Raw genomic sequence first — 15,438 nt, 5'->3', positions numbered from 1 at the left:
CCGTTGTCGTCAAGGTGACGAATGAGGGGTGCCGTCCGCCCTCACCCCGCGAGCGGGACGCCCACCGGCTCGGCCTCCGGCGCGGCGAGACCGGCGATCCGGGCCGCCGGAAGGCCCCCGGACTCGGCGACGGTCCCGGCCCCGGCGCTCGTACCGACGACAGCCCCGGCGCCCGTCCCGGTGGCGGCCCCGGCCTCTCCCGCCCCGCCGCCGCCCTTCGTCAGGAGCACCACGCCCCGCGCCGCGATCAGCGACGCGCCGGCGGCGGCGAGCCAGCCCCAGGCCCCGGCCCGGAAGGTCTCGCCGAGCAGGGCCACGCCGATCACCGCGGCGGCCGCCGGGTTGGAGAGGTTGACGACGGCCAGCGGCGCCGCGAGCCCGCCCCGGTAGGCGGCCTGCGAGAGCAGCAGCCCGCCCGTCGCGAAGCCCGATATGAGGACCGCGAGCAGCGCGGTCTGCCACCAGGTCGGCTCGGCGCCGGGAAGGTCCAGGGCGAGCGCGGCCGTCAGGGTCTGGGTGAGCGCCGAGGCGACGCCGGAGGCGATCCCGGACGCCGTGGCGTGCCCGAGCCCGCGCCCGGCCCGCCCGCCGCTCCCCTGGAGGCGGCCCGAGGCGAGCGCCGCGATCAGAAGCGCCGTCGCGGCCGCGACGACCAGCGACTCGCGCAGGCTGAGCGCCTCGCCGGGGGCGGCGGGCCCCGTGACGGCGACCAGGCCGACGAGACCGGCCAGGGTCCACAGGGCTCCGCGCCACTCGGTACGGGTCACCCGCCGGTGCGCGCAGTACGCGCCGAGTGGCAGCGCCGCCACCAGGGTCAGCGCGCCGAGCGGCTGGACCAGGGTCAGCGGCCCGTAGTGCAGGGCGGCCACGTGGGCGAGGGCCCCGGCGGCGTTCAGGCCGACGGCCCACCACCACTGCCCGCGGGCGAGCAGCGCGCGCAGCGCCCCGCGCCCGCCGGGGGCGGCGGGCGACGCGGCGGCGAGCCGGGACTGGGCGACGGCGGCGAGCGCGTACCCGGCGGCGGAGACGAGGGAGAGGAGCACCGCGAGCGCGGTGCCGGCGGCGGGGTTCATCGCAGGGCTCCGACCGGGAGGGGGGCCGTCTTCGGGCGGCGTACGGGTGGGGGTGCCGTCCGGGGCCCGGGGGCGCGGACGGCGAGCAGCGCCAGGCCGAGGAGCGCGGCGGCGGCCAGCGCGTCGAACCAGTAGTGGTTCGCGGTGCCGACGACGACGAACAGGGTGACCAGCGGGTGCAGCAGCCAGAGCGCCCGCCACCGGGAGCGGGTGGCGGCGATCAGGCCGATCGCGACCATCAGGGCCCAGCCGAAGTGCAGCGACGGCATGGCGGCGAACTGGTTCGCCATCGAGTCCGTCTCCGGCACCGCCCCGTAGACGGAGGGGCCGTAGACGCGGGCGGTGTCGACGAGTCCGGCGGCGGCGAGCATCCGGGGCGGCGCGAGCGGCACCAGCAGGTGCAGCGCGAGCGCGGCGCCGGTGAGGAGCGCGAGCACGCGCCGCGACCACAGGTAGTGGTCCGGGCGGCGCAGGTACAGCCAGACGAGGAAGGCGACCGTGGCGGGGAAGTGCACGGCCGCGTAGTACGTGTTCGCGGCCCGGACCAGCGGCTCGCTGTGCATCAGGAGCTGCTGGACCGCTCCCTCGCCCGGCAGGTGGAGCGCGCGCTCGGCGTCCCAGACGCGGTCGGCGTTCCGGAAGGCGCGGGTCTCGTGGCCGTTGGCGAAGAGCCGGCCGAACTTGTAGACGAGGAACAGCGCGGTGACGAGCAGCAGCTCGCGCAGCAGGGGCGGCCGCGAGGCCTCTCGCGGGGTCCCTCTCGGAGCCTCGCCGGTCTCGCGGGTTCCACGGGTCTCCCCGTCCTCCGCGCCGGCGCCGCGACCGGCGTCTCCGGCGCGGCCGGGGGTAGGCGTCGCCCCGGGTCCGGCAGGACGTGGTCCTCGTATCCCGCGTATCCCGGCAGCCATCGCGCGGCCCTCTAATCCGTCAAATCGGCAACAAACGGAGGAAGCCTAGATCCGTTTCCAGCGAGACGCAAGCGTCTCGATACGTTTGCGTCTCGATTGTGCACCCCCTACTCTCGGATGTGCAGAGGGAGACCCGTACGGGAGGGACCGATGTCCACACAGGCCGCCACCGCCGCGGCCCGGCGCAGCAAGATCACGCCGGAGCGCGAGACCGAGCTCTACGACGCGGTGCTCCGCCTCCTCCGCGAAGGCGGTTACGACGCGGTGACCATGGAGGGCGTCGCCGCCCTCACCAAGTGCGGCAAGGCCACGCTCTACCGGCAGTGGGGCACGAAGCCACGGCTCGTCACCGCCGCCCTCGCCCGGCGCCGGTGCGTCGTCTTCGCCGGCATCGACACCGGCACCCTCGCCGGCGACCTGCGCGAGGCCGCCCGCATCGCCGCCTCCCACCACGAGCGCGACGCCGGACTGATGGAGGCCGTCGCCCAGGCGTACATCCAGTACCCCGACCTGCGCGCCGCCTTCCGCGAGACCGTCATCGCCCCCGAGATCGCCGCCATCGACGCGATCGTGGCCCGCGCGGTCGAGCGCGGCGAGGTCGCGGCGGACAACCCGGCCGTCGGCTTCGTGGCCCCCAGCTTCCTCGGGATGCTCCGCATCGAGCGGATCTGCGAGGAGCGGTTCACGGACACCTCGACCATGCGGGCCTTCGTCGACGCCGTCCTCCTCCCGGCGCTGCGCGTCGCCGGATGAGCCGGGGTGCCGTCCGGCACCCTGGGCCCATGGCCGCCACCGCCCCCGCCGTCCGCGTCCGCCGCGTCTACGCGACCCCGTCGCCCGACGACGGGGTGCGGGTCCTCGTCGACCGCCTCTGGCCGCGCGGCCTCGCCAAGGCGGACGCGCACGTCGACGAGTGGCCCAAGGCCCTCACGCCCTCCACGGAACTCCGCCGCTGGTACCACGGCCCCGAGGGCGAGGAGGGGGAGTTCCGCCGCCGCTACGAGGCCGAACTGGCGGCCCCGGCCGCCGCCGAGGCCCTCGCCCGGCTCGGGGACCTCGCGACCCGGGGGACCGTCACGCTCCTCACGGCGGCCAAGGACCCGTCGGCCGGTCACACGGCCGTACTGCGCCGGGAGATCGAGGCGGCGGGGGAGCAAGGGGGGTAGCGGAACCGGCGCACGGGGTCAGGGGGCGTCTCGGCGCAGCCGAGGCGCTTCGGCGGCCGCGTCGACGACGGCGGCACCCCTGTCCTTCCCGGCACCCCCGTCCTTCCCGGCACCCCCGTCCTTCCCGGCACCCCTGTCCTTCCCGGCACCCCTGTCCTTCCCGGCGCCTCCGCCCTTCCCCGCGCTTCCGTCCGTCTCCGTGCCCCCGCCCTTCCCCACGCCCGCGTCCCTCCCCGCGCGGTCGGCCAACTCCCGCGCCCAGGAGACGAGCCCGCCGACGTCGATCCCGTAGGGCCCGGACTCCGCCGCCCCCGGTACGCCCGTCCCCGGCCCGCCCGTTCCCCGTACGCCCGTCCCCGGCCCGCCCGCCACCGATACGTCCGTCACCGATGCGCCCGCCCCCGCTGCGTCCGCCAGGCGGTCCGCGCCGCGCCGCAGCAGGCGCGCCCCGCCCGCCGCGTTGCCCCGGGCCGCGTGCGTCAGGCCCACGGCGAGCTGGGCGAGCCCCTGCCACAGGTCCCGCTCCGCCTCCGGGCCGGACTTCCAGGCGTCCTCGAAGACCTCGTGCGCGTGGAACGGCATCCCGGCGTCCAGCAGCCGCTGCGCCTCGCGCAGGGTCGCGTCCGGATCCCGCACGACCCCCTCGGGCTGCCGGGGCACCCCCTCCGCCCCGTACGGCAGCGGCCGGCCGAGCCCGTCGCGGGGGCGGGCGCTGCGGGCCCGCCCCTCCTCGTCGCGGTCCCTGCCTCGGTCACTCGTGGTCCGGTTCACCCCACCATTGTCGCCCCCGGAACGATCAGGAACGCTAGGCTCGTCCGACAAGCGCTTCGTGCCGGTCCGCGTGGGTCTCGCCGGCCGTGGCGCGCAAGGAGCTCGGGTAGGGGAGTGAGTCACCGGTGCCGTCGGATCCCGAACAGCCGTCGCCCGCCACGCCGTTCGTTCCCGCGGTCCCGGACGGGTCCCACGGCGGGCTGCTCGAACGGGACCCGGAGCTCGCCGCGGCCGCCCATGCAGTCGACGAACTCGTCGCCGGAGCGGCGGCGGGCGGCCCGGTGCGCGGAGGCATCCTCGTCTACCGGGGAGAGGCGGGCATCGGCAAGACCACCCTCCTCCGCGAGATCCGCCGCACCGCCGGCGACCGGTGCACCGTCCTGACGGCCCGGGGCGGCGAGACCCTCACCTCGGTCCCGTTCCACGTCACCCGCCAGCTGCTCCAGCCCGCGCTCGACCGCTTCGACGAGGAGGACGTCCGCCTCCTCTTCGGCGACCACTTCGACCTGCTCGCCCCCGCGCTCGGGCTCGCCCCGCCGCCTCCGCCGTCGGCCGCGCCGGCCGACCCGCAGGGCGTACGGGACGGGCTGGCCAAGCTCCTGGGACGGCTCGCGGACCGGCTGCGGGACCGGCCGCCGGTCCTGCTCGTGGACGACGCGCACTGGGCCGACGCCGAATCCCTGGCGTGGCTCGACGCCTTCACCCGGATCCGGCGGGACCGCAGGCTGCCCGCCCTCGTCGTCCTCGCCCACCGTCCCCTGGCGGAGGGGCCGCACCGCACCGGTGTGCCGGCCGTCCTCGCGGCGCTCGCCGACCGCGCCGTCGTGACCCTCGGCCTGCACGCCCTCACGCTCGGCGCCACCGCCGCGCTCGCCCGGGAGACGCTGGGCGACCACGCGGACGAACCGTTCTGCCGCGAACTGTGGACGGTGACCTCCGGCAACCCGTACGAGACGGTCGAACTCCTCGCCAAGGCCCGCGACCGGATGCTCGAACCCGTCGCGGGCTCCGCCTCCCTCCTGCGCGGCCTCGGGGCCGAAGCGCGCGGCGGCGGGCTCGTCGCCCGCCTCGAAGAACTCGGCGTCGGCCCCACCCGCCTGGCCTGGACGATCGCCGTCCTCGGCGCGGACAGCACGCCGCGCCTCCTGGCGTCGCTCACCGGCACGAGCGAGCCGGAGGTCGCCGAGCACACCGAACTCCTCCGCCAGGCGCGGATCGTGACCACGAGGGCGGACCGGGAGGCCCGGTCCGGACCCGCCGCGAAACCCGTACGGGACGCCGCGACGACCACCGGACCCGGCACCGGGAGCGACCCGGCCGCGACGATCCCGGAGGGGTCCGCCCACCTGGAGTTCGCCCACCCCCTCATCGCGTCCGCCATCTACGGCTCGATGTCACCGGCCGTGCGGACCGCCATGCACGGACAGGCCGCCTGGGCGCTCACCGCGGCGGGCCACGGACCGGCCGCCGTCTCCCGGCACCTCCTCGAAGTGCACCCGGAGGAAGACCAGGAGGTCGTCCGCCAGCTGCGGGCCGCCGCCGTGGAACACCTCGCCGTGGGTGCCCCGGACGCGGCCCGGCGCTGTCTGGAGCGGGCCCTGACCGAACCGCCGGGCCCCGACGCGTACGCCACGGTGCTCTACGAACTCGGCTGCGCCTCCCTGCTGACCGCGCCCGCCGCCACCGTCCGTCACCTGAGCTCCGCGCTCGACCTGCCCGGCCTGGGCGACGACCTGCGCATCGACGCGACCTACCGGCTCGCCCAGGCCCTCGCCCACAACAACCAGCTCCGCGAGGCCGCGCGGGTCCTCGCCGCCGAGGCCGTCCGCACCCCGCCCGGCACGGACCGGCGCCGCCTCCAGGCGGCGAACTTCATGTACGAGGGGTTCCAGGCCGTCGAGGAGGACGGCCCCGGCCGCTCCCGCCGTCTGGCCGACCTCACCGCGAACTTCACCGGCGCGGACAACTCCGAGCGGGCCCTCCTCACGGTGCGCGGATTCGACGCCATGATGCGCGGCGAACCCGCCGACGAGGTCGTCCGCCTCTGCGACCTCGCCCTCGTCGACGGCATACCGGCCCGGGGACTCGGCTGGACCGACGCGACCTGGGGCTTCGAGATCCCGGCCCTCACCGGCATCGCGTACGCGTTCTCCGACCGTCCCGACCGGGCCGGGATCCTCTTCACGGAGGCGGTCCGCGCCTTCGAGATCTCGGGCTGGAGCGGCGCCCACCTCGCCTTCGCCCACACCCTCCTGGGCCTGGTCCACCGGCGCCGCGGCAACCTGCCGAAGGCGCAGCACTACCTGGAGGAGGGCCTGCGCCTGGCCGACCGCGTCGGCAACGGACTCCCCGTGCACTGGGACACCGCCTGCCTCCTCGTCGACACGCTCGTCGCCCGGGGACGCACGGCGGAGGCGCGGAGCGTGGCCGACCGCTACTCCTTCGGACCGCCGTGGCCCGGCGCGATCGTCCTGCCCGACGGTCCCAGCGTCCTCGGCCGCCTGCTGCTCGCGGAAGGTCGCGTCGAGGAGGCGGTGGCCACCCTGGAGGCCGCGGCCGAGGCGCTGGTCGGCCGGGGCCGCCACCACGTCGTGTGGGCTCCCTGGCCCCTGGACCTCGCGCGGGCGCTCGCTCCCACGGACCCGGACCGGGCGGCCGGGATCGCCGCCGGCGCCCGTGCCCACGCCGAGCGCATCGGCACCCCCACGGCCCTCGGCGAAGCCCTCCGCTGCGCGGCCCTCCTCGCCGACCCGCCCGAGTCCCGCCGCCTCCTCACCGAGGCCGTCGCCCACCTGGCCGCGTCACCCTCCCGCTACGAGGAGGCCCGCGCACGCCTCGACCTGGCCCGCGTCACCGGCTCCCGGGCCGCCCTCGCGGAGGCGACCGCCCTGGCCACCGCCTGCGGCGCGTCCCTCCTCACCGCCGACGCGGTGACAGCCCGTGCGTCGTCCCACCCTCCGGAGTGAGGTAATGTTTTCCCTGCACGCCGACGCGGGGGCAACTCGCCGAAGACGCGCATCGGGACGTGGCGCAGCTTGGTAGCGCACTTGACTGGGGGTCAAGGGGTCGCAGGTTCAAATCCTGTCGTCCCGACTCGTGAGAGTCGTCACCCGAGGGCCGCTCCGGAGGAATCCGGAGCGGCCCTCGGGTGTTTCCGGGCGGCTACGGACGCGTCGCCGGGACCGGCGGGCCAGGCCCCAGGCCTCACCTACCCCGACAGGTCGGCCGCCGTCTCCCGAGCCCGCACCTCCGGCCAGGAACACCCGGAACAGCCCGTCCCATCCGCCGCCAGCCGCCGGGCGACCTCGTGGACGAGACCGCGCTCATGGCTGTGGCCGAAGAAGGGGGTAGGGGCCCCTCGATCCGCCCGGCGCCCTCGTCGGCCGGTGCCCGTCGCGTGGCCCCCCTCACCACGTCGGCGCCCCCGTGGCGCGGCTCTTGAGCATCTGTGTGTGCGGGGGCGCCTGTACGTCCGGCGGCCGGACGGCAACCGGGAGCCGGCCCGGCGGCTCGATAGGGTGCGCCATGCTTGCCAGCCAGTTCGACCGTTTCGGCGGCCCGAGGTCCTCTCCGCGGTGGAGCTGTCGGCGCCCGTGCCCGGTCCTGACGAGACGCTCCTCGACGTCGAGGCCGCCGGCGTGAACTTCGCCGACACGCACCAGGTCGACGGCTCGTACCTGAGCGCCGACCTGCTGCCGTACGTCCCGGGCAGCGAGGTCGTCGGCCGTGCCCTGGCGCTCGTGACGCAGGGCCTGACCGCCTGGCACCTGCTGCGCTCCGCCGCACGGCTGCGCCCCGGGGAGACAGTGGTCGTCCACTCCGCGGCGGGCGGCGTGGGCAGCCTCGCGGTGCAGCTGGCCAGGGAGTTCGGCGCGGGACGCGTCCTCGCCCAGGTGTCCCCGGGCAAGGAGGGGCTCGCCCTGGAGCTGGGGGCGGACGCGGTCGTGAGCTACCCCCTGGACGAGAAGGCCGACGTCGTCCTGGACGCGGCCGGCGGGGAACTCTTCGACCGGGCCCTGGGGTCCCTGGCCTCCTTCGGACGGCTGGTGAGCTACGGCAACGCCTCGCGGAGCGCCTTCACGCCGGTCGACCCCGCCCGTCTGAGCCGGCTCAACGCCTCGGTCGTCGGCTTCTGGCTGCGGCCCGCACTGGCCGCCCCGGGCGGCTTCGACGAGCCGCTCAAGGAACTGTTCGCCCTGGTGGAGCAGGGCAGGCTCACCCCGGTGGCGGCCGCCCCGTACCCCCTCGCGGAGGCCCGCCGGGTGCACGAGGACCTGCTGGCGCGGCGTACGACGGGCAAACTGATCCTGGTCCCGTGACCCGCGCGGACGCGCAGGGCCCTGCCTTCCGCGTTCCGTGACCCACGTGAACGCGTACGGTCCGGCCTTCCGCTCCGCCCTCTGGAAAGAACGCTCTAGCTGTTATCCTCGCGGGGTGAAGGAATCGCCACGGAGCAACGCGGAGCAGGCCGGTCCCGCACCGGAGCCCGCCCTCGGCACCCGCGCGCGCATCGTCCGGGCGGCCTCGCTGCTGATGCAGCGGCAGGGGTACGACGGGACGGGCATCAAGCAGATCGCCCAGGAGGCCGACGCCACCCTCGGGTCGGTCTACCACTTCTTCCCCGGGGGCAAGCAGGAGCTGGCCACCGTGGCCATCGACCACGGCGACCGCGAATTCGCCGAGGCCCTGGGCGCGGCCCTCGACGGTGCCGACGACCCCGCCCGGGCGATCGCCGACTTCACCGTCTCCCTCGCCGACCGGCTGGCCGAGTCGGACTGGGTCGACGGCTGCCCGGTCTCCACGACCGCGCTGGGCTCCGTCGGCCGCCTGCCCGACGTCCGCTCCGCCGCCGCCCGGGCCTTCGGGCACTGGCGCGAAGTGGTCTCCGACGCGCTGGCCAAGGCCGGGATCCCCGGGGAGGACGCGCACGAGCTGGCCCACACCGTGATCAGCACCCTGGAGGGCGCCGAGCTGGCCGCCCAGGTCTCCGGGAGCCGCGAGCCCCTGGAGATCGCCGCCAAGCACCTGTCCCGGCTGGTCGACGCGTACCGGTAGGAGCCGCGCCCCTGAGACGGAGCCCCGCCGGAAGCGCCCGCCGTACGGTACGGGGGCCCGTGTCCCTCGGGATCCGGGAGGCCCGGCGCCGAGGCGAGGACCTCCCGGCCGCGGCGCCGCAGCGCGGCCGCCCCGCCCGGGGACCGGGACTGAACACGCGATGCGGGGGCCGGCGGGAACGGGCGAAGGGCCCTGGGGAGTCGTACGACGCACGGTCGTCGCCCGACTCCGCGTGACCCTTCCATGCGGCCCTTCGTCTCGGGGCCGGTCCTGTCTCGCCTACTTGCGCTTCAGCAGCTCGACGAGGCTGGAGAAGCTGTCGGCCGCGTGGCCGTCCTCCACGCCGCGCCGGAAGACGTCGACGACGGCGGCCTGCAGGGCGGTGTCGACGCCCGCGTCGGCGATCGTGTGCAGCACGTGTTCCACGCTGGCCAGGCCCATGGACAGCCGGTCGACGTCGCCCTCGTGGTTGCCGGCGTCGATGCGCTCCGCGTAGAAGGCCAGGAACCCCGGCAGGGACTCCACGGTGGACTGCGCGTTCGCCAGGATGTCGGAGGCCTTCAGGCCGTTGGCGTCGGCGAGCGCGACGGCCTGCCAGTAACCCAGCATGGAGGTCCAGAACATGGCCATGCCGATCTGGTACTCCAGCGCGGCGAGCCCCGGGTCCTCGCCGCGGAAGTCGGTGCTGGTCAGCGCCTCCAGCGTGGCCTTGTGCCGGTCGAACTCGGCCCGCGCGCCGCTGTAGAACGTCGAGGACTCGGGGTCGCCGATGCCCGACGGCGGGACGGTGACGCCGCCGCTGATGTGCGTGCCGCCGTGCTCCGCGATCCACCGGGCGCCGGCGCGGGTCTTGTCGGGGGTGTCGGAGCTCAGGTTGACGAAGACCCGGCCCGACAGCGCGTCGGCCACCGGTTCGAGCACGGCGTACATCGCGTCGTAGTCCGTCAGGCTCAGCACCACCAACTCGTTTGCCCTGACCGCCTCTTCGACGCTTCCCGCGAGGACCGCCCCGCGGGCCACCAGGTCGTCGGCGCGCGACGCGGTGCGGTTCCAGACGGTGACCGGGTGTCCCTTGTCGAGGAAGGCGGTGACCATCGCCTGCCCCATGGGGCCGAGTCCGATGACAGTGACGGCCTGCTTGCTGCTCATGGGGAAAGACCTCCGGAGTCTCTCGCTGTTCAAAGGACTGGAACGAGCGCTTTATCCAGCGCCTGGGCAGAACGTAGCACATCTCTAGTACGAACGCTCTAATTAGTCGGGGCGGTCTACCGCTGGCGACGCGCCGTCAGGTACGCGAGTGGTGGACCTCGGTGAGCCGTTCGGGAACGGAGATGATCTCCGTGGTCGAGCGTGAAATCCGTCCTGAGCGGATCGAGCGGCAGGTGGTCGACGGTCCGCACGTTGTCGGGGACCGGGACGTCGCGCAGCTGGTCCTTGTCGAACGTGGCCACCATCTTGATGTCCATGCCGTCCAGGGCCTCCGGCAGGGCCGCGGCTGTATCGGCAGCGTGCGCGTACGGGTCGGAAGCCCTCCTGCCGGACGGCGTCGGGTCCACCGTCCACTGCCCGAGGAGCAGTTCGTCGTCGACCTCCGTGCCGGAGCGGTCCGCGATGGCCCGGGCAGGCCCCTCCATGGGGTCCGTGCCCGGACGGAATCCGAGGACGCGCCCGCGGTCGGCGCACCTGTTCACGGTCCAGCCCTCGTAGTACCAGTGGCGGCCGACTGCGCGCGTCCCGCGTTCGCCGAGAACGCCGCGCTGGACGCCGTCGTCGTGGGTGCCGACTACGCCGGCGGGACGGTCGCCCGCGAGTTCGGCGTCCGGGGACGAAGCCCTTGGCGCTGGAGGTCCGCGACAGAATCGGCGGCCGGATCCGGACGGGCACCTTCGCCGGTGAGCGGGTCGAGATCGGCGGCGGTCGGTTGGGACCCGAACACCGCCACCTCATGGCCGAGTTCCGGCACTACGGACGCGCCACGGTGACCGACGCGGCCGCCACGCGCATGATCATGCCGAATGCCAGCTGTTTCGCCGAGGGCGACCCCGTACGGTTCCACCGGCTCGACGGCAGCGCGGCGCCGGCCGCCGCGGCGAGGCCCTGCAGGCCTACCAGAGCCTCTACCGCATCCTCAGGAGCGAACCGGGCCTGGAGCCCTCGGCGGAACTCCAGCGCCTCCAGTCCTAGATCCTCCACACCGAAGTCCCCGAGCCGCGCCGCGCCCCGCACGGGCACACCGAGCGGCGCTCCCCTGTAGCGGCCCCCAGACCCCACGCCCCCAGGTCCCTAGGGGAGGGGCGTGCCGCGCGCCGTGATCCAGAGCTCGTACCACTCCTCGTGGGTGAGGCGCGGCTCGGCGGTGGCGGCGTCCCCGCAGGCCTTGATGCGGGCGGGGCTGGTGGTCCCGATGACGGGGACGATGCGGGCCGGGTGCCGCCGGAGCCACCACAGGACGATCGTCTCCGGGGTCGTGCCCTTGGCCTCGGCCAGCCGGGCCACCAGCTCGGCGGTGGCGTGCTCCTCCTTCGTCTCCTGCCGCCCGGTGAAGCGCCCCTGGGCGAGCGGCGCCCACGCCTGGAGGCCGACGCCGTGGGCCAGGCAGTGCTCGACGGTCCCGGCGGGGAAGCCGTTGGCGGCCGAGGCCGGGGTGTTGACGAGGACCCCGTCCTCCAGCCAGTCGCGCCTGGCCAGGCTCATCTCCAGCTGGTTGACCGCGAGCGGCAGCGAGAGGTGGGCCTGGAGGCGGGCGATCTGCGGGGCGTTCATGTTGGAGACGCCGAACCGGCGGACGAGCCCCTGCGCGTGGAGCGAGTGCAGGGCCTCCGCCACGTCCTCGGGGTCCGCGAGCGGGTCGGGGCGGTGCAGCAGGAGCGTGTCGAGCACGTCGGTGCGCAGCCGGGTCAGGCTCTCCTCGACCCTCCGCCTGATCGACGGGCCCCGCAGGTCGTACAGGCCCGGCCGGTCGTCGCGGGAGAGCACGATGCCGCACTTCGACTGGATGCCGATGCGCGCGCGGAGCGAGGGGTTCCGGGACAGGACCTCGCCGAAGACCGCCTCGGCCTTGCCCTGCCCGTAGATGTCGGCGTGGTCGAAGGTGGTGATCCCGCTGTCCAGCGCCGCCTCGACGGCCTTCTCCGCGGTCTCGACGTCGGCGGCCGCGTACGCGTCGGCGTCCCAGGGGCCGCCGAGCCCCATGCAGCCGAGGACCAACCGCTCCGTTCTCGGGGATGTGGTCACGAGGGAGCCTCCTGCGGGGCACGGGGCGACCGACCCGGCACCGGGCCGGCCGGCACGCCCGACCGGTGGTGGGCCGGTGGTGGATCGGCCGGTGGAATGCTACCCCGGGCGGCATCCGGCGGGATGCGGCCGCCCTGGCGTGCCCGTACGGGGCGCGAAGGGCCGGTCGTACCCGTACTCACGCCACGCTCGTACGTGTATCGAGTCCCGCCCGTCCGTCCACGCACCGCGTCCCGCCCGTCCGTACGCCGGCCCCCTCGGCCACGGTCGGGAGCGACGCCCCCCGGAGGGCCCCGGGCAGCGCCGGATCCCACGCCACGGACCCGAGGCGTACACCCCGTAGGGGTGTCACGCCGGGCGCGCGGTGTCCGGCCCGGCCGGCAGGGCACCCCCTACCCCATCCGCCCCCCGGCTGTCAGTCCGTAACCTTCCGGGGTCTCCCGGACGCCACCCCGTTGCTACGTTCCAGACCGCCCGGCCGCACGGCCCGGCCGCCGGGTCCGCGCGGTCCGGCGGCGGAACGGTGCTCTCCGCCGTGCCCGGCACTTTCCCACGCTTCCCGACCCGGAGGACACGTTGAGCGCACAGCACCCTTCCCGCAGGAACCTCCTCAGGGCCGCGGGCGGCCTCTCGGCCGCGGCGGCCCTGGGCGGCGCGGGCGTCCTCGCCGCGGCCGGACCGGCCTCCGCCGTCGGCGACGGCTTCGGACTGCGCATCGTGGAGCGCGGCGAGGCCGACCACCGCATGTGGTACTACCGGTTCGCCACCAGCGCGATCGGCTGGAACCCCGCCGTCAACGTCCTCCTGCCCGACGGCTACCACGGCAGCGGCCGCCGCTACCCGGTGCTCTACCTCCTCCACGGCGGCGAACAGGACTTCATCACCTTCGACCGCGAGGGCGTCCGCGCCTGGACCGCGGGCAAGCCGCTCATCGTCGTCATGCCCGACGGCGGCCGGACCGGCTGGTACTCCAACCCCGTGAGCTCCAACGTCGGCCCGCGCAACTGGGAGCACTTCCACATCGCGCAGCTGATCCCGTGGATCGACGCGAACTTCCGCACCTACGCCGAGTACGACGGCCGTGCCGTGTCCGGCTTCTCGATGGGCGGCTTCGGGGCGCTGAAGTACGCCGCCAAGTACTACGGCCACTTCGCCTCCGTCAGCGCCCACTCCGGCCCGGCCAGCCTCCGCCGTGACAACGGCATGGTGGTCCACTGGGCCAACGCCACCTCCGCGGCCCTGGAACTGGGCGGCGGCACGGTCTACGGAGCGCCGTTCTGGGACGAGGCCCGGGTCAACGCCGACAACCCCGTCCAGCGGATCGAGAGCTACCGCCACAAGCGCGTCTTCCTGGTCGCCGGCACCAGTCCCGACCCCGTGAACTGGTTCGACACCGCCAACGAGACCCATGTCCTCGCCGGACAGCGGGAGTTCCGCTCCCTCCTCGGGAACGCGGGGATCCCGCACGAGTGGCACGAGCCGTCGGGCGGCCACTTCATCCGCCACGACATGATGCGCCGGGACATCGACGGCGTCATCGCCCGTCTCCGCAAGGCGTGAGCGGACTCGTCCTCGTCCTCCGCGCCCTCCGCTTCTTCCGTGTCCTCCGCGTCCTCCGCACGACACCCCGGCAGCGGGCCGCCCGTCCCGGGGCGAAGCCAGACCACCCAAGGTGAGGAGCGTTTCGTGTCTCCCGGTCCCTCCGGATTCCCCGGTCTCTCCCGACGCGTGCTGAGCCGCGTCCTCGTCCTGGCGGCCGCCCTGCTGCCCGCACTGGCGGTTCCGGCGGCCGCCGCCCCGGCCGCGCCCCGGGCGGCGGCCGCCGTGTCCGCTTCGGCGTGCCCGGCCGCCGGCATGGTGAGCCAGCCCTTCCACAGCGGCCACAACGGCGTCGACATCGCCAACGCCGTCGGGACGCCGATCTACGCCGTGGGCGACGGAGAGGTGACCATCTCCGGTCACACCCCGGACTACGGCCAGTGGATCCGCGTCCTACACCCCGACGGGAAGATCTCCGAGTACGGGCACATGTACCGGAGGGACGTCTCCGTCGGCGACCGCGTCGTGGCCGGCCAGCAGATCGCGCTGATGGGCCAGGAGGGCAACTCGACCGGCCCCCACCTCCACCTGCGGATCTGGGCGAACGCCTCCACCTCGTACGGCATCGACCCCGAGATCTACCTCGCGCAGGGCGGCATCACCCTGCCCTGCCTCCCGGGCAGCGGTCCGCGCCCCAAGCCGCTGGTGTATCCGGCGGAGTCGGGCCGTGTGGTCTCCGCGCGGTCGGCGGACGGGCGCCTGGAGGTGTTCGCGGCCGGAGCCGACGGGATCCACCACGCCTGGCAGACGGAACGGAACGGTTCCTGGTCGGCCTGGGAGTCCCTCGGCGGTCCGGGCAACGCCGAGCTGGCGGTCGCGCCGAACGCGGACGGGCGTCTGGAGCTGCTGGCGCTCAACGGGAACACCTTCCAGCACCGCTACCAACTGTCTCCGTCGGGGGGCTGGTCGGGCTGGGAGGGCTTCGGCGGGGGCGGTAAGGACGTGGCCGCCGGGGTCAACGCGGACGGTCGGATCGAGGTGTTCGCCTCGGGTCCGGTGGGTCTGTTCCACAAGTACCAGACGGCGCCGAACGGCGGTTGGTCGGACTGGGAGCCGACCGGCGGTGGTCCCGCCGACAGCCGGGTGGAGATGGGGAAGGCACCCGATGGCCGTCTTGAGGTCTTCGCGCTCAACGGGAGCACCTTCCAGCACCAGTACCAGACGGCGCCGAGCGGCGGCTGGTCGCGGTGGGAGGACTTCGGCGGAGGCGGACGCGATCTGACCGTGGACCACAACGCGGACGGACGGATCGAGGTCTTCGCCTCGGGACCCGTGGGCGTCTTCCACAAGTACCAGACGAGCGGCACGAGTTGGTCCGGCTGGGAGCCGACCGGCGGGCCGGCGGATTCGCAGCTCACCAGTGAGCGCACCCCGGACGGGCGCGTCGAGGTGTTCGCGATCAACGGCACCACGGCGGCGCACATCTGGCAGACCGGGGTCAACGCTCCCTACGGCCAGTGGGAGACCTTCGGCACCGGCGGCACGGAGATCACGGCGGCCGGCAACGCGGACGGCCGGATCGAGGTCTTCGGCACCAGCCACGCGGGCGTCTACCACAAGTGGCAGACCGGGTTCGCCAGTTGGTCCGACTGGGCCTGGGTGAACAACACCGCCGGCCCCGCCCTCGACTGA

The 15,438-nt window shown here is 74.7% G+C and carries 13 protein-coding genes, 1 tRNA gene and 2 pseudogenes; 10 read left to right on the top strand and 6 right to left on the bottom strand.

Features of this window, described 5'->3' with window-relative positions; all coding sequences use genetic code 11:
* Positions 1-41: 41 nt before the first annotated feature.
* Both ACIQD7_RS01590 and ACIQD7_RS01585 read right to left on the bottom strand, forming a co-directional pair.
* The gene (locus ACIQD7_RS01590; RefSeq protein ID WP_402438501.1) at positions 42-1,073 is read right to left on the bottom strand and encodes a DMT family transporter; all 1,032 of its coding nucleotides are present in this window, start codon (positions 1,071-1,073) and stop codon (positions 42-44) included.
* A complete protein-coding gene (locus ACIQD7_RS01585) occupies positions 1,070-1,981 on the bottom strand; it encodes a phosphatase PAP2 family protein (protein WP_402438498.1) in 912 nt (303 codons plus the stop codon). Before ACIQD7_RS01585 ends, ACIQD7_RS01590 begins: the two co-directional genes overlap by 4 nt.
* Before the next feature lie 150 nt (positions 1,982-2,131).
* On the opposite strand from ACIQD7_RS01585, the gene ACIQD7_RS01580 reads away from it, so the two are divergent.
* Positions 2,132-2,734, top strand: coding sequence for a TetR/AcrR family transcriptional regulator (locus ACIQD7_RS01580; protein ID WP_121833008.1), 603 nt, complete (start codon positions 2,132-2,134; stop codon positions 2,732-2,734).
* Between the two features lie 29 nt (positions 2,735-2,763).
* Entirely contained in the window at positions 2,764-3,147 is a 384-nt protein-coding gene (locus ACIQD7_RS01575) for a DUF488 domain-containing protein (protein WP_402438496.1), read from the top strand.
* A gap of 231 nt (positions 3,148-3,378) precedes the next feature.
* Here the strand turns inward: ACIQD7_RS01575 and ACIQD7_RS01570 are convergent.
* Positions 3,379-3,918 (bottom strand): annotated as a pseudogene (locus ACIQD7_RS01570) (DUF309 domain-containing protein); the annotation flags it as partial.
* Positions 3,919-4,118: 200 nt separating this feature from the next.
* Here ACIQD7_RS01570 and ACIQD7_RS01565 point away from each other — a divergent pair.
* From ACIQD7_RS01565 to ACIQD7_RS01550, 4 genes are all read left to right on the top strand, one after another.
* On the top strand, positions 4,119-6,884 hold the full coding sequence (locus tag ACIQD7_RS01565; RefSeq protein ID WP_402439677.1) for an AAA family ATPase: 2,766 nt from the start codon (positions 4,119-4,121) through the stop codon (positions 6,882-6,884).
* A gap of 53 nt (positions 6,885-6,937) precedes the next feature.
* A tRNA-Pro gene (locus tag ACIQD7_RS01560) sits at positions 6,938-7,011 on the top strand.
* A 500-nt stretch (positions 7,012-7,511) separates the two neighbouring features.
* Complete coding sequence (locus tag ACIQD7_RS01555; RefSeq protein ID WP_402438494.1) at positions 7,512-8,237, top strand: zinc-binding alcohol dehydrogenase family protein; 726 nt, start codon at positions 7,512-7,514, stop codon at positions 8,235-8,237.
* A gap of 115 nt (positions 8,238-8,352) precedes the next feature.
* Entirely contained in the window at positions 8,353-8,973 is a 621-nt protein-coding gene (locus ACIQD7_RS01550; protein WP_276209173.1) for a TetR/AcrR family transcriptional regulator, read from the top strand.
* A 279-nt stretch (positions 8,974-9,252) separates the two neighbouring features.
* On the opposite strand, the gene ACIQD7_RS01545 is transcribed toward ACIQD7_RS01550, so the two are convergent.
* Together ACIQD7_RS01545 and ACIQD7_RS01540 are read right to left on the bottom strand one after the other, a co-directional pair.
* Positions 9,253-10,155, bottom strand: a complete 903-nt coding sequence (locus ACIQD7_RS01545; protein ID WP_402438492.1) for an NAD(P)-dependent oxidoreductase — start codon at positions 10,153-10,155, stop codon at positions 9,253-9,255.
* 83 nt (positions 10,156-10,238) lie between these two features.
* Positions 10,239-10,607 carry a hypothetical protein gene (locus tag ACIQD7_RS01540; RefSeq protein ID WP_402438490.1) on the bottom strand — a complete coding sequence of 123 codons (369 nt, stop codon included), beginning with the start codon at positions 10,605-10,607 and terminating at the stop codon, positions 10,239-10,241.
* 200 nt (positions 10,608-10,807) lie between these two features.
* Between ACIQD7_RS01540 and ACIQD7_RS01535 the strand changes: the two are divergent.
* Positions 10,808-10,948: pseudogene (locus ACIQD7_RS01535) on the top strand (FAD-dependent oxidoreductase); the annotation flags it as partial.
* Between the two features lie 47 nt (positions 10,949-10,995).
* Positions 10,996-11,157: a BTAD domain-containing putative transcriptional regulator gene (locus ACIQD7_RS01530; RefSeq protein WP_402439675.1), complete on the top strand. Its 162-nt coding sequence runs from the start codon at positions 10,996-10,998 to the stop codon at positions 11,155-11,157.
* 99 nt (positions 11,158-11,256) lie between these two features.
* Here the strand turns inward: ACIQD7_RS01530 and ACIQD7_RS01525 are convergent, their stop codons facing one another.
* Positions 11,257-12,207: an aldo/keto reductase family oxidoreductase gene (locus ACIQD7_RS01525; RefSeq protein ID WP_402438488.1), complete on the bottom strand. Its 951-nt coding sequence runs from the start codon at positions 12,205-12,207 to the stop codon at positions 11,257-11,259.
* 576 nt (positions 12,208-12,783) lie between these two features.
* On the opposite strand from ACIQD7_RS01525, the gene ACIQD7_RS01520 reads away from it, so the two are divergent.
* Both ACIQD7_RS01520 and ACIQD7_RS01515 read left to right on the top strand, forming a co-directional pair.
* Positions 12,784-13,767 carry an alpha/beta hydrolase family protein gene (locus tag ACIQD7_RS01520; RefSeq protein WP_121831645.1) on the top strand — a complete coding sequence of 328 codons (984 nt, stop codon included), beginning with the start codon at positions 12,784-12,786 and terminating at the stop codon, positions 13,765-13,767.
* Positions 13,768-13,893: 126 nt separating this feature from the next.
* On the top strand, positions 13,894-15,438 hold the full coding sequence (locus ACIQD7_RS01515; protein WP_402438486.1) for a peptidoglycan DD-metalloendopeptidase family protein: 1,545 nt from the start codon (positions 13,894-13,896) through the stop codon (positions 15,436-15,438).

This window comes from Streptomyces sp. NPDC093071 (genome assembly GCF_044754545.1).
Lineage (GTDB): Bacteria > Actinomycetota > Actinomycetes > Streptomycetales > Streptomycetaceae > Streptomyces.
Note: the sequence above shows the minus strand (reverse complement) of the source record. Positions and strands in the feature narration are given on the sequence as shown.

Coding starts and splice junctions, on each gene's coding strand:
- ACIQD7_RS01590 (WP_402438501.1), bottom strand. CDS start 1,073: ATGAACCCCGCCGCCGGCACCGCGCTCGCGGTGCTCCTCTCCCTCGTC.
- ACIQD7_RS01585 (WP_402438498.1), bottom strand. CDS start 1,981: ATGGCTGCCGGGATACGCGGGATACGAGGACCACGTCCTGCCGGACCC.
- ACIQD7_RS01580 (WP_121833008.1), top strand. CDS start 2,132: ATGTCCACACAGGCCGCCACCGCCGCGGCCCGGCGCAGCAAGATCACG.
- ACIQD7_RS01575 (WP_402438496.1), top strand. CDS start 2,764: ATGGCCGCCACCGCCCCCGCCGTCCGCGTCCGCCGCGTCTACGCGACC.
- ACIQD7_RS01540 (WP_402438490.1), bottom strand. CDS start 10,607: ATGGAGGGGCCTGCCCGGGCCATCGCGGACCGCTCCGGCACGGAGGTC.